Annotated in this window: 18 protein-coding genes; 9 read left to right on the top strand and 9 right to left on the bottom strand. The window is 72.5% G+C overall.

The genetic code is table 11. The features are described from left to right. Positions 1 to 66 precede the first annotated feature (66 nt). The 7 genes from NQO67_RS05475 to NQO67_RS05445 all read left to right on the top strand — a co-directional run bounded on the left by NQO67_RS05475 (position 67) and on the right by NQO67_RS05445 (position 7,893). On the top strand, positions 67 to 1,665 hold the full coding sequence (locus tag NQO67_RS05475; protein WP_255947330.1) for a thiamine pyrophosphate-dependent enzyme: 1,599 nt from the start codon (positions 67 to 69) through the stop codon (positions 1,663 to 1,665). 147 nt (positions 1,666 to 1,812) lie between these two features. Then, the gene (locus NQO67_RS05470) at positions 1,813 to 3,270 is read left to right on the top strand and encodes a benzaldehyde dehydrogenase (RefSeq protein ID WP_255948445.1); all 1,458 of its coding nucleotides are present in this window, start codon (positions 1,813 to 1,815) and stop codon (positions 3,268 to 3,270) included. A gap of 270 nt (positions 3,271 to 3,540) precedes the next feature. Further along, complete coding sequence (locus tag NQO67_RS05465; protein WP_255947321.1) at positions 3,541 to 4,602, top strand: Rieske 2Fe-2S domain-containing protein; 1,062 nt, start codon at positions 3,541 to 3,543, stop codon at positions 4,600 to 4,602. Beyond that, a complete protein-coding gene (locus tag NQO67_RS05460; RefSeq protein ID WP_255947319.1) occupies positions 4,602 to 4,820 on the top strand; it encodes a hypothetical protein in 219 nt (72 codons plus the stop codon). Before NQO67_RS05465 ends, NQO67_RS05460 begins: the two co-directional genes overlap by 1 nt. Positions 4,821 to 5,026: 206 nt before the next feature. Continuing rightward, entirely contained in the window at positions 5,027 to 6,022 is a 996-nt protein-coding gene (locus NQO67_RS05455; protein ID WP_255947317.1) for a PDR/VanB family oxidoreductase, read from the top strand. Between the two features lie 156 nt (positions 6,023 to 6,178). After that, positions 6,179 to 7,264, top strand: a complete 1,086-nt coding sequence (locus tag NQO67_RS05450) for an S-(hydroxymethyl)mycothiol dehydrogenase (RefSeq protein WP_255947315.1) — start codon at positions 6,179 to 6,181, stop codon at positions 7,262 to 7,264. Then, the gene (locus NQO67_RS05445) at positions 7,261 to 7,893 is read left to right on the top strand and encodes an MBL fold metallo-hydrolase (RefSeq protein WP_255947307.1); all 633 of its coding nucleotides are present in this window, start codon (positions 7,261 to 7,263) and stop codon (positions 7,891 to 7,893) included. Before NQO67_RS05450 ends, NQO67_RS05445 begins: the two co-directional genes overlap by 4 nt. A 79-nt stretch (positions 7,894 to 7,972) precedes the next feature. Here the strand turns inward: NQO67_RS05445 and NQO67_RS05440 are convergent, their stop codons facing one another. After that, a complete protein-coding gene (locus NQO67_RS05440; RefSeq protein WP_255947305.1) occupies positions 7,973 to 8,812 on the bottom strand; it encodes an IclR family transcriptional regulator in 840 nt (279 codons plus the stop codon). A gap of 584 nt (positions 8,813 to 9,396) precedes the next feature. Here NQO67_RS05440 and NQO67_RS05435 point away from each other — a divergent pair. After that, positions 9,397 to 10,407: a phosphotransferase family protein gene (locus NQO67_RS05435; RefSeq protein WP_255947303.1), complete on the top strand. Its 1,011-nt coding sequence runs from the start codon at positions 9,397 to 9,399 to the stop codon at positions 10,405 to 10,407. A gap of 170 nt (positions 10,408 to 10,577) precedes the next feature. On the opposite strand, the gene NQO67_RS05430 is transcribed toward NQO67_RS05435, so the two are convergent. The 4 genes from NQO67_RS05430 to NQO67_RS05415 are packed head-to-tail and all read right to left on the bottom strand — an operon-like array spanning position 10,578 to position 15,222. Further along, positions 10,578 to 11,960, bottom strand: a complete 1,383-nt coding sequence (locus tag NQO67_RS05430; protein WP_374118930.1) for a GH1 family beta-glucosidase — start codon at positions 11,958 to 11,960, stop codon at positions 10,578 to 10,580. A 32-nt stretch (positions 11,961 to 11,992) separates the two neighbouring features. Beyond that, positions 11,993 to 12,880: a carbohydrate ABC transporter permease gene (locus NQO67_RS05425; RefSeq protein ID WP_255947301.1), complete on the bottom strand. Its 888-nt coding sequence runs from the start codon at positions 12,878 to 12,880 to the stop codon at positions 11,993 to 11,995. Next, complete coding sequence (locus NQO67_RS05420; protein WP_255947299.1) at positions 12,873 to 13,880, bottom strand: carbohydrate ABC transporter permease; 1,008 nt, start codon at positions 13,878 to 13,880, stop codon at positions 12,873 to 12,875. The genes NQO67_RS05425 and NQO67_RS05420 overlap by 8 nt, the downstream gene beginning before the upstream one ends. Before the next feature lie 7 nt (positions 13,881 to 13,887). Beyond that, on the bottom strand, positions 13,888 to 15,222 hold the full coding sequence (locus NQO67_RS05415) for an ABC transporter substrate-binding protein (protein WP_255947297.1): 1,335 nt from the start codon (positions 15,220 to 15,222) through the stop codon (positions 13,888 to 13,890). A 147-nt stretch (positions 15,223 to 15,369) separates the two neighbouring features. Here NQO67_RS05415 and NQO67_RS05410 point away from each other — a divergent pair, with 147 nt between their 5' ends. Then, a complete protein-coding gene (locus NQO67_RS05410; RefSeq protein ID WP_255947295.1) occupies positions 15,370 to 16,692 on the top strand; it encodes an ROK family transcriptional regulator in 1,323 nt (440 codons plus the stop codon). A gap of 157 nt (positions 16,693 to 16,849) precedes the next feature. Here NQO67_RS05410 and NQO67_RS05405 read toward each other — a convergent pair whose 3' ends face one another. The 4 genes from NQO67_RS05405 to NQO67_RS05390 all read right to left on the bottom strand — a co-directional run bounded on the left by NQO67_RS05405 (position 16,850) and on the right by NQO67_RS05390 (position 22,590). Beyond that, on the bottom strand, positions 16,850 to 17,989 hold the full coding sequence (locus NQO67_RS05405) for a LacI family DNA-binding transcriptional regulator (RefSeq protein ID WP_255947293.1): 1,140 nt from the start codon (positions 17,987 to 17,989) through the stop codon (positions 16,850 to 16,852). Positions 17,990 to 18,186: 197 nt separating this feature from the next. Continuing rightward, positions 18,187 to 19,323: a lactonase family protein gene (locus tag NQO67_RS05400; protein WP_255947291.1), complete on the bottom strand. Its 1,137-nt coding sequence runs from the start codon at positions 19,321 to 19,323 to the stop codon at positions 18,187 to 18,189. Positions 19,324 to 19,657: 334 nt separating this feature from the next. Then, entirely contained in the window at positions 19,658 to 21,553 is a 1,896-nt protein-coding gene (locus tag NQO67_RS05395) for a DUF2264 domain-containing protein (RefSeq protein ID WP_255947289.1), read from the bottom strand. Next, positions 21,550 to 22,590, bottom strand: coding sequence for a hydroxyacid dehydrogenase (locus tag NQO67_RS05390; protein ID WP_255947287.1), 1,041 nt, complete (start codon positions 22,588 to 22,590; stop codon positions 21,550 to 21,552). The genes NQO67_RS05395 and NQO67_RS05390 overlap by 4 nt, the downstream gene beginning before the upstream one ends. Positions 22,591 to 22,611 lie beyond the last annotated feature (21 nt).

Raw genomic sequence — 22,611 nt, 5'->3', positions numbered from 1 at the left:
CCGGATCGGTGCCGGCCCCGCCGGCCGGGCCAGAACCACGCCCCCACCAGCAAGGATCGGCACCGCATGCGCACCGTCCGCGAAGCCGCCTTCGACGAACTGCGTCGGCACGGCATCACCACCCTGTTCGGCAACCCCGGCTCCACCGAGGTCGGGCTGCTCACCGACCTCCCCGACGACCTGGACTTCGTCCTCGCCCTCCACGAGGGCTCCGTCGTCGGGGCGGCCACCGGCTGGGCCGTGGTGCGCGACGCACCCGCCCTGGCGGTCCTGCACACCACCGCCGGCCTCGGCAACGCCGTCGGGGCCCTCGCCACCGCACGCGTCAACCGCGCCCCCCTCGTCGTCCTCGTCGGCCAGCAGGATCGCCGCCACCTCGCGCAGGAGCCCTTCCTCACCGGACGCCTGGACTCACTCGCGGGCGACTACCCGGTGAGCGTCGAGACCCCGTCGCGCGCCCAGGACGTCCCCGGCGCCATCGGCCGCGCCGCGCACACCGCCCGTACCGCACGCGGTCCCGCGCTGGTCATCGTGCCCATGAACGACTGGCTGGAGCCCGCCGACGACCTGCCGGTGCCGGCCCCCGCCGCGCTGCGCCACGCCACCGCCGCTTCTCCGGGCGCCGTGCAGGAGGTCGCCGACCTGCTCGCGGCCGCCGGCGCGCCCGCGCTGGTGGTGGGCGCTGGTGCCGACAACGCCGACACCTGGAGCGCCCTGGTCGGCCTCGCGGAGCGGCTGGGCTGCCCGGTGTGGCAGGAGTCGTTCGGGGCGCGCGCCGGGTTCCCGCAGGACCACGCCCTGTTCGCCGGCCACCTGCCTGCCGACCGCACCCGCCTGCGCGCCACCCTCGCCCCCTACGACCTGGTGCTCGCCATCGGCGCCCCGGTGCTGCGCCAGTACGCCTACGAGGAGGGTCCCCTGGTGCCCGCCGGCACCCGGCTCGCGCTGGTCACCGACGACCCTGCCGAGGCCCACCGCGCCCCGGTCGAGCTCGCCGTCCTCGCGCCGCTGGCCGACTTCTGCGTGCAGCTCACCGCCCGCACGCCGGCCCGCGCCACCACCCCCGTGCTGCCGCCGAAGCGGCCACGCCCCGAGCCGCCGGCCGCAGGCGAGTCGCTGCGCGCCGCCCATGTGCTGGCCGCGCTCGCCGAGCGGCTGCCCGTCGACACCGTCGTCGTGGAGGAGACCCCCTCCAACCGTCCCGACCTGCACGCCCTGCTGCCCGCCCGGGCACCGCTGGGCTTCCTCAGCGCCGCCATGGGCGGCCTCGGCTTCGCGGTGCCCGCGGCGATCGGGGTGCGCATGGCCGAGCCCCGGCGGCCGGTGGTCGCCGTCGTCGGCGACGGCTCGTCGCTCTACCAGGTGCAGGCGCTGTGGACGGCGGCGCACTACGGCGTCGGCGCCGTCTTCGTGGTCCTCACGAACGGACGTTACGCGATCATGGACCGGCTCGCCGAGAAGCAGGGGGGCAAGGCGCCGTGGCCCGCCTTCGAGGACATCAGCATCAGCGGCCTGGCCACCGCGCTCGGCTGTCCCGCCACCCGTGTCACCGGCCATGCCCAGCTGCTCGACACCCTCGACGCCCTCACCCCCACCCTCGCCACCCGGACCGCCCCCCTGCTGCTCGACGTGGTCGTGGAAGCCGATCGGACCTTCGAACCCTGACCGCCGCACCCGCTCGCCCGGCCACGCCCCCGTCCCAAGATCAACGCCCCCGTTGGGCCGTTCCTCCCCAGGCCCCCTAACGTCGTATTCGGTATCCCATATCCCGTATCTCGTATCCCGCTCATGAACAACCCCAAGGAGTCCGCGATGTCGCTGCTCGCTCCGCAGACCTGGTCGGGCAAGGTCCACATCGGTGGCTGGACGGCCGCGGCGGGCGGCACCACGCCCGTCGTGGAGCCCGCCACCGGGCAGATCCTGGAGCACGTCGGATACGCCGGCGGCGAGGACGTGGCACGCGCCGCCGAGCACGCCGCACGCTCCCAGACCGCCTGGGCGCGCACCCCCTACACCGCGCGCGCTGCGGTGCTGCGCCGGGCCGGCGACCTCTTCACCCGGCACGCCGAGGAGATCCAGGACTGGCTCATCAGGGAGGCCGGCAGCATCCCCGGAAAGGCGGCCTTCGAGACCACGACCGCGGCCCAGGAGTGCTACGAGGCGGCCGCCCTGGTGTCCCGACCGTTCGGCGAGCTGCTGCCGTCGGCCGAACCCCGGCTGAGCATGGTGCGCCGGGTGCCCGCAGGCGTGGTCGGCGTGATCGCACCGTTCAACGTGCCGCTGGTCCTCGCCATACGCTCCGTCGCCCCCGCCCTCGCGCTCGGCAACGCGGTCGTCCTCAAGCCCGACCAGCGGACCGCGGTCGGCGGCGGCGTCAGCATCATGCGGGTCTTCGAGGAGGCCGGGCTGCCCGAGGGCGTGCTCAGCCTGGTGCCGGGCGGCGCCGAGGCGGGCGCGGCCCTGGTGGAGGCCCCGCAGACCCGGATCATCTCCTTCACCGGCTCCACCGCGGCCGGTCGCCGGGTCGGCGCCGCGGCGGCCGAGCACCTCAAGCGCGCCCATCTGGAGCTCGGCGGCAATTCGGCGCTGATCGTGCTGCCCGACGCCGACCTGGAGCGTGCCGCCTCCACCGCCGCCTGGGGCTCCTTCTTCCACCAGGGCCAGGTCTGCATGAGCACCGGACGCCACCTGGTCCACGAGTCGGTCGCGGACGAGTACGCCGAACGCCTCGCCGAGCGGGCCGGACGGCTGGCCGTCGGAGACCCCGCACGCGCGGAGGTCGCCCTCGGGCCGGTCATCGACGCCGGCCAGCGCGACAAGATCCACGGGCTGGTCACGCAGAGTGTCGCGGGCGGCGCCCGGCTGGCCACCGGCGGCACCTACGAGGACCTGTTCTACCGGCCGACGGTGCTCACCGACGTCACCGACGCCTCGCCCGCCTACGCCGAGGAGGTCTTCGGGCCGGTGGCGCCGGTGCGCAGCTTCGCCACCTCCGAGGAGGCGATCGCGCTGGCCACGGCGAGCGAGTACGGCCTGTCGCTGGGCATCCTCAGCCGGGACGTCATGAAGGCCATGGACCTGGCCGAACGCGTCCCCACGGGCCTGGTGCACATCAACGACCAGACGGTCAACGACGAGGCACACGTCCCGTTCGGCGGCGTCGGCGCCTCCGGCACCGGAGCCCGCTTCGGTGGCGCCGCCAACATCGAGGCCTTCACCGAGACCCGCTGGATCACCGTACGGGCCGAGGAGGCGGTGTACCCGTTCTGACCGGGACGGCAGGGACGGCAAGGACGGCAGGGACGGGCACGGATGGCAGGGGCGGCAGGGGCGGCAGAGAAGGCGCGGGAGGCGGGGGAGTGATGAGCGAGGTGCATGGGGAGGGTGAAGGTGCGCAGGGCCGGCCGGACAGGGGAGGCGGACGGGACGGCCAATCGGCCGAAGCGCTTCCGCTGAGCGGAAGCCGCCCTGTTCACGGTCGGGCCCCGGGAGGACGCTGAGCACGGTTTGAAGCACAACGGCACCTTCGCAGGAGGACCGATGACGTCATTCGTCCGCAATCAGTGGTACGTCGCCGCCTATGGCCGGGAGGTGGGCCGCGAGCTGTTCTCGCGCACGGTGTGCGGCGAGCCGATCCTGCTGTGGCGCACCGAGTCCGGCGCGGTCACGGCCATGTCCGACCGCTGCGTGCACCGCCGCTTCCCGCTCTCCCAGGAGCCCAGCCACCTGGACGGCGACAAGGTGGTGTGCGGCTACCACGGCTTCACCTACGGCGCCGACGGCGTCTGCGTGAACGTGCCGGGCCAGAAACGGGTGCCGCGCACCGCCCGCCTGACGTCGTATCCGGTCGTGGAGCAGGACTCGTTCGTCTGGGTGTGGATCGGGGAACGGGACCGCGCCGACGAGAAGCTCATCCCGCGCGCGCCCTGGCTCGACGATCCCGGCTTCGCGGTGGTCTCCGGCATGGAGCCGCTGGCGGCACGCTACGACCTGCTGGTCGACAACCTGCTCGACCTGTCCCACGAGACGTATCTGCACGGCGGCTACATCGGCACCCCGGAGGTCGCCGAGACCCCCATCACGACCGAGGCGGACGACGCCGCCGCCGTGGTACGCGTCAGCCGGCACATGGACGACGCCGCCTGCCCGTCCTTCTACGCGGACTCGACCGGCATCAAGGGCCGGATCACCCGCTGGCAGGACATCGAGTACCACGCACCCTGCCTGTACCTGCTGCACAGCCGTATCGCCCCGGTGGGCACCCCGCCGCCGGACGCGGACGGCAGCGACCCGGACGCCTTCCACGTGGAGGTGGTGTACGCGATCACCCCGGAGACGGAGAGCACCACCCACGACTTCTGGGCGGTCGCCCGCGACTTCGCGCTCGAGGACCAGAAGGTCTCCGCGTTCATGCACGACAACAACCGCACCGTCGTCCTCCAGGACGTCGTGGCGCTCGACGTGCTCGAGAAGGCCATCACCGCGGAGCGGGACGGCTACCAGGAACTCAGCATCAACATCGACACCGGTGGCCTGGCGGCCCGTCGCATCCTCAAGCGGTTGGCCGAAGAGGGCGCGGCGACCGGCGAACCGGCGCTGTGATGCGGGAGCACGTCGCCGTGCTGCGCGAGCACGACTTCGACGCCCTGCCCGGTGGTGTCCTGCGGGTCCGCTGGGTGCCGGGGACCGACCGGTTGCTCGGGGTCTGCTACTGCGGCGCGGAGCGGGAGTTCGAGGATCCGGTCGAGCTGTGGGACTGGCTCCTGGAACACCCCGAGGCACCCGCACGGGCGCAGGCACAGGACCCGGTCCGGGTCTGACACCCGGTCCGTTCCGACACCCGGTGCCCGGTCTGACACCCGGTCCGAGGCGGCCGGCGGGCCCATGGCGACCTGCCGTGCCGCCAGGCCTTCAGACGGTGTGCATCGTCCCCCGCCCTTTCCGGGGGCGCCCCCGACCCCCTCCCCGGGGCGCCCCCGCAGGCGCGTCGCACCGTCACCCACGTGGAAGAGGAAGAGAAACCGACATGCCCACCCCGACGCCCCCGCGCCCCGAGCGCGAGCTCGAACTGACCCTCGCGCGCAAGGAACCGCTCGCCGACGGCGTCGTCCGGCTCACCCTCACGCACCCGCGGAGTGAACCGCTGCCCTCCTGGGAACCGGGCGCCCACCTCGACGTGCTCCTCAGCGACGCGCTCGTCCGGCAGTACTCGCTGTGCGGCGACCCGGGCGACAGGTCCGAACTGAACGTGGCAGTCCTGCGGGAGAAGAACGGCCGCGGCGGCTCGGCCCATGTGCACGACGTGCTCGCCGAGGGCGGCACGGTACGCGTGCGGGGCCCGCGCAACCACTTCCGGCTGGTCGACTCGCCGCGCTACCTCTTCATCGCCGGTGGCATCGGCATCACCCCGATCCTGCCCATGATCGCCGAGGCCGCCCGGCGCGGCGCCGACTGGCACCTCGTCTACGGCGGCCGTACCCGCGCTTCCATGGCCTTCGCCGACCAACTCGTCCGCGACCATCCGCAGCGGGTGGCGCTGCGCCCCGAGGACGAGACGGGACTGCTCGACCTCGACGCGCTGCTCGGCACCCCCCAGCGGGACACCCAGGTGTACTGCTGCGGGCCCGCCGGCCTGCTCGACGCGGTGGAACAGCGCTGCGCCGGCGGCTGGCCCGCAGGCGCTCTGCACGTCGAGCGCTTCACCCCCAAGGCGCAGGAGCCCGCCGCCGGCCCAGCCGCCGGCGACGGTGCGGCGGAGGCGTTCGACGTGGAGATCGCGAGCACCGGGCAGACCCTGACCGTGCCCCCGGACCGCTCCGTGCTGGAGGTCCTCGAAGACGCCGGGCTCCCGGTGCTCTCGTCCTGTCGCGAGGGCACCTGCGGCACCTGTGAGACCGGCGTCCTGGACGGCATACCGGAGCACCACGACTCGTTGCTCACCGAGGCGGAGCGCGCCGAGGGCGACGTGATGTTCGTGTGCGTGTCCCGGGCGGCGTCAAAACGGCTGGTTCTGGACCTCTGACCGGCCCGTGGGCAACCCGCCCCCGCACGATCCGCGCCGATCGCGCCGGTACGCGAGAGACTCGGCGCGAGCGACGGGGACGCAGGGCCGAGCGGGCATGAACGACGAGCAAGCATGAAGCAACAGCGAGTGAGCCGAGAGAAAGGGCTGCCGAACATGGCACAGCAGGTGCAGGGTGTGGTCGCGCGGGGCAAGGGCGAACCGGTCGCGATCGAGACCATCACCGTCCCGGACCCCGGCCCGGGCGAGGCCGTGGTGAAGGTGCAGGCGTGCGGGGTCTGCCACACCGACCTGCACTACCGGGAGGGCGGCATCAACGACGAGTTCCCCTTCCTGCTGGGCCACGAGGCGTCCGGCGTCGTCGAGTCCGTCGGTGCCGGCGTCACCGGAGTCGCCCCCGGCGACTTCGTCATCCTCAACTGGCGTGCCGTGTGCGGCCAGTGCCGTGCCTGCCTGCGCGGCCGTCCCTGGTACTGCTTCGACACGCACAACGCCGAGCAGAAGATGACCCTGGCCGACGGGACCGAGCTGAGCCCTGCCCTCGGTATCGGCGCCTTCGCCGAGAAGACCCTGGTCGCCGCCGGCCAGTGCACCAAGGTCGACCCCGAGGCCTCCCCGGCCGCCGCGGGACTGCTGGGCTGCGGAGTGATGGCCGGCCTGGGCGCCGCCATCAACACGGGCAACGTCGGCCGCGGCGACGCCGTCGCCGTCATCGGATGCGGTGGGGTCGGCGGCGCCGCCATCGCCGGCGCCGCGCTGGCCGGCGCCGCGAAGATCATCGCGGTGGACGTCGACGACCGCAAGCTGCGCACCGCCACCGGCCTGGGCGCCACCCACACCGTCAACTCACGCCAGGGCGACCCCGTCGAAGCGATCCGGGAGCTCACCGGCGGCTTCGGCGCCGATGTCGTCATCGAGGCGGTCGGCCGCCCCGAGACGTACGAGCAGGCCTTCTACGCCCGCGACCTGGCCGGCACCGTGGTGCTGGTCGGTGTGCCGACCCCCGAGATGCGCATCGACCTGCCGCTGCTCGACGTCTTCGGTCGCGGCGGTGCCCTGAAGTCGTCCTGGTACGGCGACTGCCTGCCGTCCCGCGACTTCCCCATGCTCATCGACCTGTACCGGCAGGGCCGGCTCGACCTGGACGCCTTCGTCTCCGAGACCATCGCGCTGGACGGCGTGGAGCAGGCGTTCGACCGGATGCAGCAGGGTGACGTGCTGCGCTCGGTGGTGGTCCTGTGACGGCGGTGCGCATCGACCACGTCGTCACCTCGGGCACCTTCTCGCTGGACGGCGGCACCTGGGACGTCGACAACAACGTCTGGATCGTCGGCGACGACGACCAGGCGATCGTCATCGACGCCGCCCATGACGCGGACGCCATCTTCCGGGCGCTCGACGGCCGGCGCCTGACCGCCATCGTCTGCACCCACGCGCACGACGACCACATCGACGCGGCACCCGCCCTCGCCGAGCGCACCGGCGCACCGGTGCTGCTGCACCCGGACGACCTCCCGCTGTGGCGGCAGACCCACCCCGACCGCGCGCCGGACGAGGAGCTGGCGGACGGCCGCGAGCTGGTCGTCGCCGGGGTGCCGCTGACGGTGCTGCACACGCCGGGCCACAGCCCCGGCGCGATCAGCCTCTCGGCACCGGAGCTCGGCACCGTCTTCACCGGGGACACCCTGTTCGCCGGCGGTCCCGGCGCCACCGGACGCTCGTTCAGCGACTTCCCGACGATCATCGACTCGATCAGGGAACGGCTGCTGACCCTCCCACCCGAAACCGTGGTGCGCACCGGTCACGGTGACTCCACCACCATCGGTGACGAGGCCCCGCACCTGGACGAGTGGATCGCGCGGGGGCACTGACCGCAGGCGCGCGGACGGACCCGGTCGGGGCGTGCGGCACGCGCGGTCCGACCGGGACCCGGCGCCGGCCCCGTGCCGGTCAGGCGCCGTTCAGCCGCGCCGTGGCCGGGTCCGTGACCCCGCGCACCACCTCGCCGGGCCGGGCCCCCGGGGACGCGGGCAGCGGGGCGCCCAGCGCCCGGGAGATCCCACGGGCGGCCACCTGCACCAGCGGCGCCAGGGCCTGCGGCTCGGCGGTGTCGGCGTGCGCCACCACGGAGACCGCGGCCACCACGTCGCCGCCGGCACCGTGCACCGGTGCCGCCACCGAGACGCTGTCGGGGGTCACCTGCCGCCAGCACACCGCGACCCCGCTGTGCCGCACCTCGGCGAGCGCACGCCGGATGCGCACCGGATCGCACAGGGTGTGCTCGGTGTAGCGCGCCACCGGCTGGGCCAGCACCTGCTCCTGCACCTGCGCCGGGGCATGCGCGAGGAGCACCCGGCCCACTCCGGTCGGGGTCAGTGCGAACCGCCCGCCGACCCGGGTCAGCACGGGTACCGAGCTGCGCCCCGCGAGCCGCTCCACATACAGCACCGACAGATGCTCACGCACGGCGAGCTGGACGTTCTCGCGGGTGACATGGCCGAGGTCGGAGAGGTACGGCAGGGCCAGCTCGCGCAGGCCGAGGCCGCGCGGCGCCAGCGCCGCGATCTCCCACAGGTGCAGCCCGATGCGGTACCCGCCGTCCGGCTCGCGCTCCAGCGCACCGTGCGCGGTCAGCTCCTTGACCAGGCGGTATGCGGTGGTCAGGGGCAGTTCCGTGTGTCGGGAGATGTCCGTCAGGCTCAGTACGGGCGTGGCCGGGGAGAACGCCTCCAGCACGCTGAGGGCACGGCCCACCACGGACACGTTGGCGCTGCGGTGCCCGTCGTCCATGGGCCCTCCCTCCGGGAAACCACCGCACACGCGCGGGAAACCGATCGTTCACCGGCAAGTTAGACATCCGGCTCGTGACACGTCAACGCATGTCACGGGGCGAATCCTGGGGGGACCGCCGGGTCGTCGGCACCCCTCGCACGCCGTCCCGCGCACAGCCCCGCACCCCCCAGGCCCCGTGCCACCGATCTCCTCGTGCCGATTTCCTCCGGATCCGCAAGGGTTCCTGATCGCTTTCGGACATCGTGGATGCGCCGCATACGGCCACCCCACCCCGGTGCACACCGCGGCCGCGGTCCATACTGTCGCGACGATAGGGTGAAGCGCTTTCCCGGATGGCCGACGCCTTCTCCGTCGACTGTCACGTGCAGGTGCACGCCACGAGCCGGCGCATGGCTGACGGCGACTCACCCCCGAGTGCGGCGTCCACCACCCGAAATGCAACTACGGTGCTGTGTAACGGAGTTGTCCCTACTGGCACCGTTGGGCAACCGGATTTGAACGAGCGGGGCCGTAGTGGTCCAAGGTTGGACTACGGTGGCCTCGCCGTTCTCCCGTGAGTGCCTACAGGCGAGGATTAGCGCATGAACATGACTGGAACGATGACCAAGGAGCTGGCACAGATCCTGGCTGCGGCCGGGGTGCCCGCGGAGAGCGTGCGGGACACCAGGGAACTGTCCGGCGGCACCTACAACACGGTCACCCTGCTCACGCTCGCCGACGGGCGGGAGCTGGTGCTGAAGGTGCCACCCCACCAGGACCAGCCCACCCTGGCGTACGAACGCGATCTGCTGCGCGCGGAAGCGATGTTCTGCCGGGCGGCCCACGAGGCGGAGGGCGACGTACCGGTGCCGCGCGTGGAGGCCGTCTACACCGACGGCGGTTCCGAGGTCGGCCCTTACCTGCTGATGACCGCCATGCCGGGCACCCGGTGGCCGGAGGCGCGCGAGCACTTCCTGGAGGGCGAGCAGGAGGGGCTCCGGCACGACCTGGGCAATCTGGTGGCCCGGCTCCACACGGTCGTCGGTGACGGGTTCGGCTACCCCTCCGGGGCGCTGGGACCGCTGGCCAGCACCTGGCGTGAGGCCTTCACCCGCATGGTGGTCGCCGTCTTCGACGACGCCCGGCGCTTCAACGTGAAGCTCTCGCGGCCCTTGGAGGACATAGCCCAGGTCCTGCAACGGGCGTTCCCGGTGCTCGACGAGATCGTGGTGCCCCGACTGGTGCACTTCGACCTGTGGGACGGCAACGTCCTCATCGAGAGCGGTCCCCACGGGCCGCGCATCGGTGGCCTCGTCGACGGCGAGCGGATGTTCTGGGGGGACCCGCTGGCCGACTTCGTCTCCGGAGCACTGCTCGGCGAGATCGAGATGGACCCGTGGTTCCTGGAGGGCTACCGCCAGGAGGCCGGCGGCGCGGTCGTCTTCGACGAGACGTCGCGGCTGCGGATCGCGCTCTACCGCTGCTACCTCTACATGATCATGCTGGTGGAGCAGGTGCCGCGGGGCGCCACCTCCGCCGAACGGCGCTGGGCCCGCCGGGAGCTGATGCCCTCGCTGATGGCGGCCGTGGACACCGTGGCCGCGCTGAGCTGACCCGGTGCCGCGCGCCCGGCTCGCTTCGGCCGCCGCGCGACGCCAGGTCCCGGCGCCGCGCGCAGCACCACGGCATGGCACCGGGCCCCGGTACCGCAGCGGAGGCGGTAGCGGGGCCCGGAACTCGGGCGGCGCTGCGTGGGCCGGTGGCGCCGCCGGCGGTCGGTCGACTAGGCGGCCCGTGGCGTGCGTTCGCCGTGCCCGCGTATGACGTCCGCGTAGTACCGGCCGCTGCTCTTCACCGTGCGCCGCTGGGTCGGGTAGTCGACGTGCACCAGGCCGAACCGCTTGTCGTAGCCGTACGCCCACTCGAAGTTGTCCAGCAGGGACCAGGCGTAGTACCCGCGCAGCGGGGCGCCGCGGCCCACCGCGCGTGCACACGCCTCGAGGTGCCCGCGCAGGTAGTCGATGCGCTCCGGGTCGTGCACGCTGCCGTCGTCGCGCACCACGTCGGGGAACGAGGAGCCGTTCTCCGTGACGTAGAGGTTGCGCGCCCCGTACTCCTCGGTGAGCCGCATCAGCAGCGCCTCCAGGCCGTTCGCGTCGATCTCCCAGTCCATGCCGGTGCGCGGCACGCCGGGCCGGTAGATCTGGCGGGCGAACGGGTACGGGCCGTTGGGGTCGTCGGTGACCACCGCCGGGAAGTAGTAGTTCAGGCCCAGCCAGTCGAGCGGCTGCGCGATGGTGGCCAGGTCCCCGGCGCGTTCCGGCAGGTCGACGCCGTACACCTCCAGCATGTCGGCGGGGAAGCCGCGGCCGTGCACCGGGTCGAGCCACCAGCGGTTGGTGTGCCCGTCGGCGCGCCGCGCGGCAGCCGCGTCGGCGTCCGTGCCGGTGGCCGGCTCCACCGTCGAGAGGTTGTTGACGATGCCGACCGCGGCGTTCGGGGCGGCGGCCCGGATCGCCTGGGCGGCCATGCCATGGCCCAGCAGCAGGTTGAACGAGGCGTTGACGGCGGTCTTGATGTCCGTCAGGCCGGGTGCCATCCGGCCCTCCAGGTGGCCGATCCAGGCGGAGCAGAGCGGTTCGTTGAGGGTGCACCACTGGGTGACCCGGTCGCCGAGCCGCTCGGCCACCACCGACGCGTACGCAGCGAAGTGCTCGGCGGTCTCGCGCGTCGGCCAGCCGCCCCGGTCCTGGAGCACCTGCGGCAGGTCCCAGTGGTAGAGGGTGACGTTCGGGGCGATGCCCGCCTCCAGCAGCGCGTCCACGAGCCGGTCGTAGAAGGCCAGGCCCGCCTCGTTCACCGGCCCGTCGCCGCCCGGCAGGATCCGCGGCCAGGCGATCGAGAACCGGTACGCCTGGGCACCCAGCTGCTGCATCAGCGCGAGGTCCTCGGGCCAACGGTGGTAGTGGTCGCAGGCGATGTCGCCGTGGTCGCCGCCGTAGGTCTTGCCGGGGGTGTGCGAGAACGTGTCCCAGATGGAGGGGGAGCGCCCGTCCTCGGTGACGGCACCCTCGATCTGGTACGCCGAGGTGGCCACGCCCCAGACGAAGTCGTCGGGCAGTGCGGACAGCTCGGGGGGTTGGGGCAGAGCGGACTCGGTGGGCACGAAGATCCCTTCGGGAGCGGGGGAGGAGTCGGTCACTTGACGGCTCCGGCGGTGAGACCGGCGACCAGGTAGCGCTGGAGCAGCAGGAACCCGGCGACCACCGGGACGCTGACCACCAGGGAGGCCGCCATGACCTGGTTCCAGTACACGTCGTTCTGGGTGGCGTAGCCCTGGAGCCCGACGGCGAGCGTGCGGGTGGTGTCGTTGGTCATGACCGAGGCGAAGAGCACCTCGCTCCAGGCGGTCATGAAGGCGTACACGGCGACCGCCACGATGCCGGGGATGGCGGCCGGCACGATGATGCGGAACAGCGCCCCGAGCGGTCCCGAGCCGTCCACCAGGGCCGCCTCGTCCAGCTCCTTGGGCACCGAGTCGAAGTATCCGATCAGCATCCAGATGGAGAACGGCAACGAGAACGTCAGATAGGTCAGGATGAGCCCGCCGCGCGAGCCGAACAGGGCGATCCCGGTGGCGTTGCCGATGTTGACGTAGATCAGGAACAGCGGCAGCAGGAACAGGATGCCGGGGAACATCTGGGTGGACAGCACGGTGACGGTGAAGACCCGCTTGCCGGGGAAGCGGTAGCGGCTGACCGCGTAGGCGGCGAAGACCGCGATCACCACCGAGCACGCGGTCGCCGCACCCGCGACGATGGCCGAGTTCACGAAGTACCGGGCCAGCGGCACGGTGGACCAGATGTCGATGTACGGCCGGATGGTCAGCCCGCTGGGCAGCCAGCGGAACTGCCCGGACACGTCCTCGAGCGGCTTCAGGGAGCTGCTGAGCATCACGTAGACGGGGATCAGCACGAAGCCGGTGAGCAGGGTCAGGAAGATGCGCCTGGACCAGACGAAGGAGCGCGGCGGCGCGGTGGGCGAACGAGGGGGCGACGACGGGGCGACCCCGGTGCTGCTAGACATCGGAAGCCTTCCTTCCGCGTGAGGTCAGCGCCAGGTAAGCGGCCGTCACCAGCAACAGGAAGAGCAGCAGCAGCACCGACATGGCGGAGCCGGTGCCGAAGTCCCAGGTGACGAACGACGACTGGTAGATGTGGATCGAGATGAGGTCCGCGGCCTTCGGCGCCGCCTTGCCGAACATCACGTACGGCGTGTTGAAGTCGTTGAACGTCCACAGGAACAGCACCAGGACCAGCACCTGGTTGACCGGGCGCAGCGACGGCAGGGTGATCCGGCGGATCTGCTGCCATATGCCGGCGCCGTCGATGGCCGCGGCCTCGTACAGCTCCCGCGGGATGTTCTGCAACCCGGCCATGATGATCAGGAAGGCGAAGGGCCATCCCTTCCACACGGAGACCACCAGCAGGGCGATGAAGCTGTTGTCGCCGATCAGCCAGAAGGTGTGGCCGTCGGTCAGCCCCAGCTGCTCGCCGAGCACATGGTTGACCAGCCCGTGGTCGCGCTGGAACATGAACGCCCAGGTGATCACGGCGGCGTAGACCGGCAGCGCGTACGGCATCAGGAACAGGGCGCGCAGCAGGCCGCGGCCCCGGAAGCTCTCCTGCATGAACACCGCGGCCGCCGTGCCGACCAGCCAGCACAGGCCGACCGACAGCACCGTGAAGGCGCAGGTCACGAAGAACGAGTGGAGCAGGGCCTCGCCCACGGGAGCGTTGACGTCGACGGCTAGGTGGTAGTTGTCCAGGCCGGTGAAGGGCGCGGTGCTCCAGTCCCGCAGGTACTGCTGGACGAGTTCGCGAAAGCTCATCCAGATGCCGACGACCATGGGCACCAGGTGGACCAGCAGCTCCAGGGCGAGCGCGGGCAGCAGCAGCACGTAGGGCAGGGTCAAGCGGCGCAGCCGCCCGGGCGGACGGGACCGGTGGGGTCCCGTCCGCCCGGGGGCGGCCCGTCCGGTGTCGCCCGGCGGCGCATGCTGTTGCGTGGCTGTGGGGGCAGTCATCTCCGGCTCACTTCTTCGGCATCTGCTGCTGGGCCGTGTTGAGCGCCGCCACGACCATGTCGGTGGTCAGCTTGTGGCCCGCGGCCACCTCGGCGAACAGGCTCTTGATGGCGTCGCCCACCGAGGTCTCGTACTGGGACTCGTTGGGCACCTGGGGGAGCGGAACGGCGCTGTTGAGCAGGGTGTTCTTCAGGACCGTCGTCTCGGGCCTGCCGAAGTACGGGTCGCTCTGGGCGGCCTTCACCGGCGGGATGGACCCGTAGGCCTTGCAGAGCACCTTCTGCTCGTCGGTGCTGGTCATGAACTTCACGAAGTCCATGGCGCCGTTCATGTTGTGGCTGTTCTTGAAGACGGCCATGTTGATGCCGGCGACCATCGAGTTGACCTGCTTGCCGGGGCCCGGCTTGCCGGAGGGCACCGGTACCGGTGCCACGCCCCAGTCGTCGTCGCTCATGCCGTGCGCCTTGAAGGTGGTCGCGGCGGCCTGCCAGAGCACCATCGCCGTCTTGCCCTTGGCGAAGTCCTGGAGGGACTGGTTCTGCGCGTACTCGGCGTTGCCCGGTGCGATGATCTTGTCCTTGGACATGAAGTCCACGTACTGCTTGACGGCTGCGACGGCGGCGGGCGAGGTGAAGGTGGGCTTGCCCTGGGCGTCGAAGAAGTCGCCACCGTGCTGCTTGGCCAGCACATAGGTCTGGTGGATGTTCTCCACCGGGTTCGAGCCCTCGGCGCCCAGGCCCCACTTGCCGTCCTTGGCGAGCTTCTTGCCGTCGGCGACCAGCTCGTCCCAGGTCGCCGGGGGCTGCTTGATCCCGGCGTCCGCGAACATCTGCTTGTTGTAGTAGAGGGCGAACGCGAGCGAGTACAGCGGCACCGCGGCCGGGTCCTGGCCGGCCGTGCCCGTCGAGCCGACGGCGGAGGACAGGAAGCGGTCCTTGCCGCCGATCTTCGCGAAGGCCTTGTCGTCCCACGGCATCAGCGCGCCGGTCGCCTGGAGGGAGGACGACCAGGTGTTGCCGATGTTCAGCACGTCCGGGCCCTGGCCCGACGTGGTGGCGGCGAGGATCCGGTTGAGCAGGTCGGACCACGGCACCACTTCGAGCTTGACCTTGATCCCGGTCTTCTTCTCGAACTTCTTCAGCTCGGGCGTGAGGATCTTCTTGTCGGCCTCGAGACTGGGGCCCTGGTTGGAGGCCCAGTAGGTGAGGGTCTTGGGGGAGTCGTTGCTCCCTCCGCCGGTGTTGGTGCCGCCACCGCACGCGGTCGCGGTCGCGGACAGCGCGGTGACCGTGGCGATGACAAGGACCGTCCGCGCGTGGAGCGCTCTCTTGAGGGTGCGCATGTCTGGTTCGCCCCTTTCCGGGGTTCCTGTGAGCGTGCAGGGGACAAGCAAAGAAGTCAGGGCTTAATTTAGGCTGTGAGTTAAATCCTGAGGGAAGGTCGCGTCAAGGGTTCCGCAGAGGTATCTTGCGACAAGGGAAGGAGCCACATGGCTGAGCACAACAGACGGACCGTGCGTGACCTGCGACGAGGCAACCGCACAGCCGTATTGCAACGGTTGTATTTCGACGGCCCGATGAGCCGGCAGGCACTCGGCCCCGCCACCGGCCTGAGCTCGGGTTCTGTCAGCAACGTCGTCGCGGAGCTCACCGCGGACGGTCTGCTCCAGGAGGCCGGCATCGTCGAGTCCGACGGCGGCCGCCCGCGTACCCTGCTCCGGGTCGCGCCCGGCGCGGGCCGCCTCATCGGCGTCGACGTCGGCGAGACCAAGGTGCGCGTCGAGGCATTCGACCTCGCGATGGAGGAACTGGCCCGCACCGAGCGGCTGCTGAGCCACGACGGTTACGACGTCGACCTGATCGTCCGGCACATCGCGGACGGGGTCGCCGAGGTGATGGACGAGGCGGGGATCGACCCGGAGACCCTGCTCGGCGTCGGCGTCGGCGTCCCCGGCATCGTCGAGGGCGGCACCCCGCGCGGCGCCGTGGTGCACGGCCAGACCATCGGCTGGGACGCCGTCCCGCTGGAGCACCTGCTACGCGGCGCGGTGGACCTGCCCGAGGGAACCTCCTACTACATCGACAACGGCGCCAAGGCGCTCGGGCAGGCGGAGATGTGGTTCGGGGGCGGGCGTGGCGCGCGTGACGCGGCGATCGTGCTGTTCGGATCCGGCGTCGGCGCCTGCATCGTCACCGGAGGCGCCGTCTCCGCCCTGCCGGGCCGGCCGCACGACAGTCCCGGTGAATGGGGGCACCTCACCGTCAGCGTGCGGGGCCGCCGCTGCCGCTGCGGCGCCCTGGGCTGCCTGGAGGCGTACGCGGGTTCGGAAGCGTTGCTGGAGCGCTGGCAGGAGGCCGGTGGGCGGCTCCCGGAGGGCGCGAGCGAGGAGGCGGGCGTGACGGCGCTGCTGGCCGCCGCGCAACCCCAGGACGGCGCACGGCCCGACCCGGTCGCCGTCGCCGTACTGGACGAGACCGCCGAGTACCTGGGCGCCGGCATCTCCGACCTGATCAACCTCTTCGGACCCGAGCGGGTCCTCATCGGCGGCTGGGCGGGCCTCCAACTCGGTCCGTACCTGCTGCCGAAGGTGCGCACCTACGCCCGTGACTACTCCCTGAAGCACCCCGCCGCCCGGGTCACCATCGAACTGGGCAGGCTCGGACCCGACGCGGTCACGGTCGGTGCCGCCACGCTTCCGCTCGCCGACTTCTTCGCCCGCGGCGGCCGGCGTGCGGAGCCGGCGCGTGAGACGGGCGAGGGCGAGGGGACACCCGACTGGGAAGGGGTGATCGGCAATCGGGTGCCGCGCTGAGTGCGGGGACGGTCAGGCCCGTCCGACGGGCCACCGGGTGGCAGGACCCGAGGCGCGCAGTCCTGCGCCGGCCGAACGCGGCAGGGCCGTGCCCGTGGCGATCCCGAGCGAGGCGGGCCGGGACGCCGCTCCCTGCGCACCGTCGTGCGCGCCCCGCTCACGCCGAGGCACGCACCACCAGCTCGGGCTCGAAGATCACCGCCCGGATCTCGGCGTCGTCCCCGGTGCCGGCCGTGCCGTCGGTCTGGTCAGCGCTGCCGATACCGCCGGTGTCGCCGCCGGTGGTATCGCCGCCGCGGCCCTCGATGCGCTCCTGGAGCAGCCGGGCCATCTCCGCCGCCATGTCCTCCACGGGCTGGCGCACCGTGGTCAGCGGCGGGTCGCAGACCGCCGCCACGCTGCTGTCGTCGAAGCCCACGACCGCGACGTCCTCGGGGATGCGCCGACCGTGCGCGCGCAGCACCCGGCAGGCACCCTGGGCCATCAGGTCGTTCGCGGCGAACACGCCGTCCAGGCCGGGGTGCTCGGCGAGCAGCCGGGTCATCGCCTCCTCGCCGCTGTCCCGGGTGAAGCCGCCCTCCGCCACGGGTACGTAGCCGTGGCCGTGCCGGGCCAGCGCGTCCCGGAAGCCGGTCAGCCGGTCCTGGCCGGCCGGCACGTCCAGCGGTCCGCTGATGGTGGCGAGGCGCCGGCAGCCGCGGGCCAGCAGATGCTCGGCGGCCAGCCGGGCGCCGTCCCGGTGGGCCAGGTCCACATAGCTGATCGGCACCTGGTCGACCGGGCGGGCGAACAGCACCGCGGGCAGCGCGGCAGCGGCCAGCATGCCCGGCAGGGGGTCCCCGGCGTGCGTGGACACCACCAGCGCCCCGTCGGCGCTGCCCTGGCGCAGGTAGGCCACCACCTGATCGCGTGCTTCGGCGGTCTCGGCGAACATCAGCACCGGATGCATCGAACGCGGCCGTAGGTATCCGATGACACCGCCGGTCACCCGGCCGAAGAACGGATCGGAGAACACCCGCGAGGCGAACGCCGCCTGCTCCTCGACGGAGTCGTCGCCCGCCCCCGACACCACCAGTGCGATGGTCTCGGCGCGCCGGGTCACCAGGGAGCGGGCCGCACGGTTGGGCGTGTAGCCCGTCTGGGCCACGGCCGCGCGGACCGCCTCCTGGATCGCCGGGTCGACGTTGCGGATGCCGTTGACGACGCGGGACACGGTGGCGCGGGACACCCCGGCCACCCGCGCCACGTCCTCCAGCGTGGGCGGCCCCGCCGCCACGCCCTGTGCCTTCCTGCTCATGAACGCACTGTACACGAGGGGGAGAGCGCTCTCCGAAGCTCCTTCCGCAGGCACCCGCAAGCCGCCTTTCCGGATCCCGGAACGGGTCCCTCCGCGGCGCGCGGGCCCCGTTCAGCCGGGCCCGGAAACCCGTTTCCCTGCGCTGCGCGCGCCGGGCGGCTCACCCGACCCCGACCACCCGGCGCGCGAGCGGTTCATCAGAGCGGCAGGGCGCACGCCACGGACGGCTGCGGGAACGGTTCACCGGCACTGGTCAGCGCGCCCGTCGCCGTGTCGACGTGGAACACGGTGACCGTACCGGCGTACTGGTTGGAGACGAAGAGCAGCCCGTCGTCGGGGGAGAGCGCGAGGTGCCGCGGCCACGAACCCCCCGTCGGCACGGTGTCCAGCAGCCGCAGCTGCGTCCCCTGCGCCTCGACGGCGTACCGGGTGACCGTGTTCGCCCCGCGGTTGGACAGGAACACGAAGGCGCCGTCCGCGGTGGTCACGATCTCGCCGGGGGCGTTGGAGTCGTCGTCGGCGCCGCTCGACTGCGGCTGACCCGGTGTCAGCGTGCCGGTGGCCGGGTCGTACGTGCAGACGACGACCGCGTTGCCCAGCTCGCAGGCGACGTACGCGAAGGTGCCGCTCGGGTGGAACGCCAGGTGCCGGGGGCCCATGCCCGCCGGGAAGGAGGCGTACGACACCTGGGTGAGCCGGCCCGCCGCCGTGTCGAGCACGTAGCTGTACACGGCGTCGGTGCCCAGGTCGACGGCGAGCACATGGGCACCGTCCGGGCTGGTCAGGATCTGGTGGGCGTGCGGCCCGCCCTGCGGTCCGGGCGGCGGGCTGCTGTGCGTGACCAGATCGGTGCATCCGCCGAGCGAGCCGTCGGACGCGATCGGGTGCACGGCGACGCTGCCCGAGTTGTAGTTGGCGCTCAGCAGCCACTTCCCGCTCGGGTGCACGGACAGATGGCAGGGGCCGGCGCCGCCGGTGCTCTGGGTGCCCAGCACCTGGGGCGTGCCTGAGGAGAGCGAGACGGCCGTCACGGCGCCGTCCTGCTGCTCGTTGACGGTGTAAAGGGTGTTCCCGGAGGGGTGCAGCGCCAGGAACGACGGGTTGACGACACCGGGGACGGTGCTGCCCGCGGTGATCTGGCCGCTTGCCGGGTCGTAGCCGGCGATGGTGACGCCCGAGCCGTAGCCGCCGAGGTACAGCGTGCGGGTGGCGTCGGGGGCGGTGTCAGTGACGGAGCCGCGGGGGGAGACGGCGAGAGCGGAGGCGGGAGCGGTCGCGGCGGCTGCTCCCGCGGCAAGCGCTCCCAGGAAACGTCGTCGGCTCGTAGGGGTCATCGGGGCACCTCTGTGGGGGTCGGTGACAGGGGATCGGGGGACGACGGTGTCCCCCGGTGCACCACAGTGACGGGAGTGGCGTCGTAACGGCAAGGTGGCCAGGGCGGGTTGCGGCCAGGGCGACGGCGGACCCGCCGGCCGGCGGAACGGGTGCGGCACACGCTCGAACAGGAGCGGCGTGCGCCGTCCTGCCCGTGCGTCCCACGCGTCTGCCCTCTTCAGCGCGGTACGCGCCGGGCCCGGCGCGACCCACCGCCACCGGGCCCAGCGCGACCCACCGCCACCGGGCCCGGCGCGAGCGGCCCGGCGCCCCGCCCGCTCGCCCGTGCCTCGCCTATGCCTCCCCGTGTTCCACCGCGAGCGGATCGAACGTGATCCGGGTGCGGCTGCCGTCCTCGGCCCAGCACACCTCGCAGCCGGTCGCGGTCGCCGTCACCTCCGACACCGCCTCCTCCAGCGGCGCCGGATCACTCTGTCCGGTCAGCGTGGCGAGCGAGGCGTAGACGTGGGTGCCGGCCGCGTCCTGCGCGGTCAACCGGGGCATGACGGCCCATCGGGTGAAGGCGGTGCCCTGGGGCGCCCGTACCTCGTCCACCGCGTCCCAGCCGTGCAGCGGACGCAGTGCGGACGTCACCTGCTCCTCGGGTCCGGTGGCCCAGCCGGTGTGCCACAGCCGCGCCCCGTCGGGGGCGCCGACCACCCGGTGCACCCGCAGCTCGTACCGGCCGCGCACCACCGTCACGCTCTCCACGCGCAGCCCCGGCACCAACGGCGCCCCCTTCGGGAACACCGGACGGTGCGACGAGGCGGCCCAGCCCCAGCCGTCGCCCTGCCCGGCGCCCAACGGGCGGATCCGGCGCCGGGTGCTGAACACCCCGTCGACGTCCACGGACACGTGGTTGTCGGCGAGGTTCTGGGCGGAAGTGGGTCCAGTGCGGGTCGAGTAGGCCTGCCGGGCGTAGTGCGGGTCGTCGGAGATGCCCGCCTCGCCCTCGTGCGGGCGCACATGGTCGCTGCCGTGGTTGTGCAGCCGTACGATGCCGTCCTCCTGGGTGCTGTGCACCAGCAGGCCGGGACCCGGCAGCGCCACCACCCGGTCCGGGCCCTCGCTGGGCGCTGCCTCCTCCGTCGCGTTCCACAGCGCGTGGTCGGTGGGCGCCAGCAGCGCGACGAACGCCTTCGACGCCCAGTACGGCGAGGACGGACCCGAGTACACCTGCGTGGTCGGCTCGTATGGGCCGTGCCAGCCCAGGCTCAGCAGACCGTCCCGACCGCTCGCCCCGCGGTCCAGGAAGTAGCGCAGCGCACCGCTGATGACGCGTCGCGACGTGCCGGGCGTCAGCGGGCTGTGTCCGGTGACGGCGCCGAGCGCCACCGCAGCGCCGGCTGCGAAACGGTACGTCAGCGACCGGCCGAAGTGCATCGGTGCACCGTCGCCGCCGAAGAACAGCCCGAAGTTCTCCAGGTGTGCGGCGAGCCGCGGCCCGTAGCGCGCCGACAGCTCGTCATCGCCGCCGAGATGGGCGTCGAGCATCGGGTACAGGTGCAGTGCCCACCCGTTGTAGTGGTCGAAGGCCCGTCCCTCGCCGTCGGTGTACCAGCCGTCGCCGAGGTACCAGGAGTCCAGCAGCTCCAGGGCGCGTTCGCGGGCCCGTGCGGTCTGCCGGTCGCCGCGGCCGACCGACTCCAGGAATCCGGCCACCGTGTAGGGGAACAGGTACCAGTTGTTCGGTGCGGGGGTGTGGCGCAGCGCGCCGCGCAGCCACTCCTCGGCCCGGTCCTGCACCGCGGGCTCGAGCCGGTCCCATAGCCAGGGCCTGGTCAGCCGAAGCCCCAGGGCGACCGAAGCGGACTCCACCATGGGCTGGCCGGCCACCCAGTGGTCGCGGATCAGCGGCCAGGACTCGGTGTCGTCCCGGCCGGGCGTCCTGGTGCCCGCGTCGAGGCCGGCCGCATACCGATCCAGCCAGCCGTACGGGTCCTTGCCGCCGGCGCCCGCCACCCGGAACCCGGCGGCCAGGAACGTCCTTGCATACCCTTCCAGGCCGTCCGAGCGCACCCCCGACCGCGAAGGGCGGCCCGGCAGGTCGAGCAGGGCGCTGCCCGGTGTCGCCCAGCGCCATGCGGCGCGCAACAGGCTGTCGGCCGCGGCCTCCCAGTGCACCCGGGTGTATCCCGTGTACGGGCTCAGTGCACGGTCGTCGCCGGGGAGTTCCAGGGGTGAGCTCATGCCAGGAATGCCAGCCTTTCGCGTCGTATCGGATGGGCGAAGCCGTCGCCCGCTGTCCAGCGCTCGATCTCGCCGATCGCCAGGTCGGCCAGGCGCTGCCACTCGTTGCCCTGCGAGCCCGCCAGATGGGGGGTGATGAGCGCGTTGTCGCAGGTCCACAGCGGGTCGTCGAGGGGCAGCAGGTCCGGATCCGTGACGTCGAGCACGGCACGGATCCGGTCCTGCCGGAGCACGTCGACCAGCGCCGGTTGGTCGATGATCGCGCCGCGGGCGGTGTTGATGAGGACCGTGCCGGGGCGCATGGCGGTGAGCAGCTCGCGGCTCACCAGGCCGCGCGTGGCGGGCAGCAGCGGGGTGTGGACGCTGACGACGTCGCTCTGCGCGAACAGCTCGGCCAGGCCCACCTGCCGCACCCCCAGCGCGGCGGCCTGCGCCGCGTCGACGTACGGGTCGTGCAGCAGCAGGTGCAGGTCGTACGGGCGCAGCAGCTCGATGACGCGACGGCCGATCAGGGATGCCGACAGGATGCCGACGGTACGGCCGTAGTTGCCCACCTCGCCCGGTACCTTCAGCGGGTCGTCGCGGCGCCTGGTGGTGCGGTAGGCCTGCGCCCGCTGGAGCACCCGCTTGCCCTCCAGCAGGATCATCGCGACCGTGTACTCCGCCACCGGAAGCGCGTTGGCGGCCGCCGCGGACGACACCTCGATGCCGCGCTCCCAGCAGGCCTCGGTGATGTGGCCGCGCACGGTGCCCGCGGTGTGCACGACGGCGCGCAGCCGGGGCGCCGCGTCCAGCACGGTCGCGTCCAGCGGCGGGCACTCCCAGCCGGTGACGAGCAGGTCCACCTCCGCGAGTACCCGGCGGGCCCCGGCGGTGCCGAAGTCGTCGAGCACCGGTCCGTCGGGCCCGTCGACCAGGTCGCACACCGCACGGAGCGCGTCCAGGCGAGGCGGGGGGAGAACGGCCGCCGCCGCGGCCCGGCTCATGGCCAGCGCGGCGCGCGGCAGCGGACGATCACGGGGTGGTGCGGGGGGCATACTGCTCCTTACGTACGGCCT

It is taken from the genome of Streptomyces odontomachi, from assembly GCF_024435355.1.
Lineage (GTDB): Bacteria > Actinomycetota > Actinomycetes > Streptomycetales > Streptomycetaceae > Streptomyces > Streptomyces odontomachi.
This window is presented reverse-complemented; position numbering and strand designations above follow the sequence as displayed.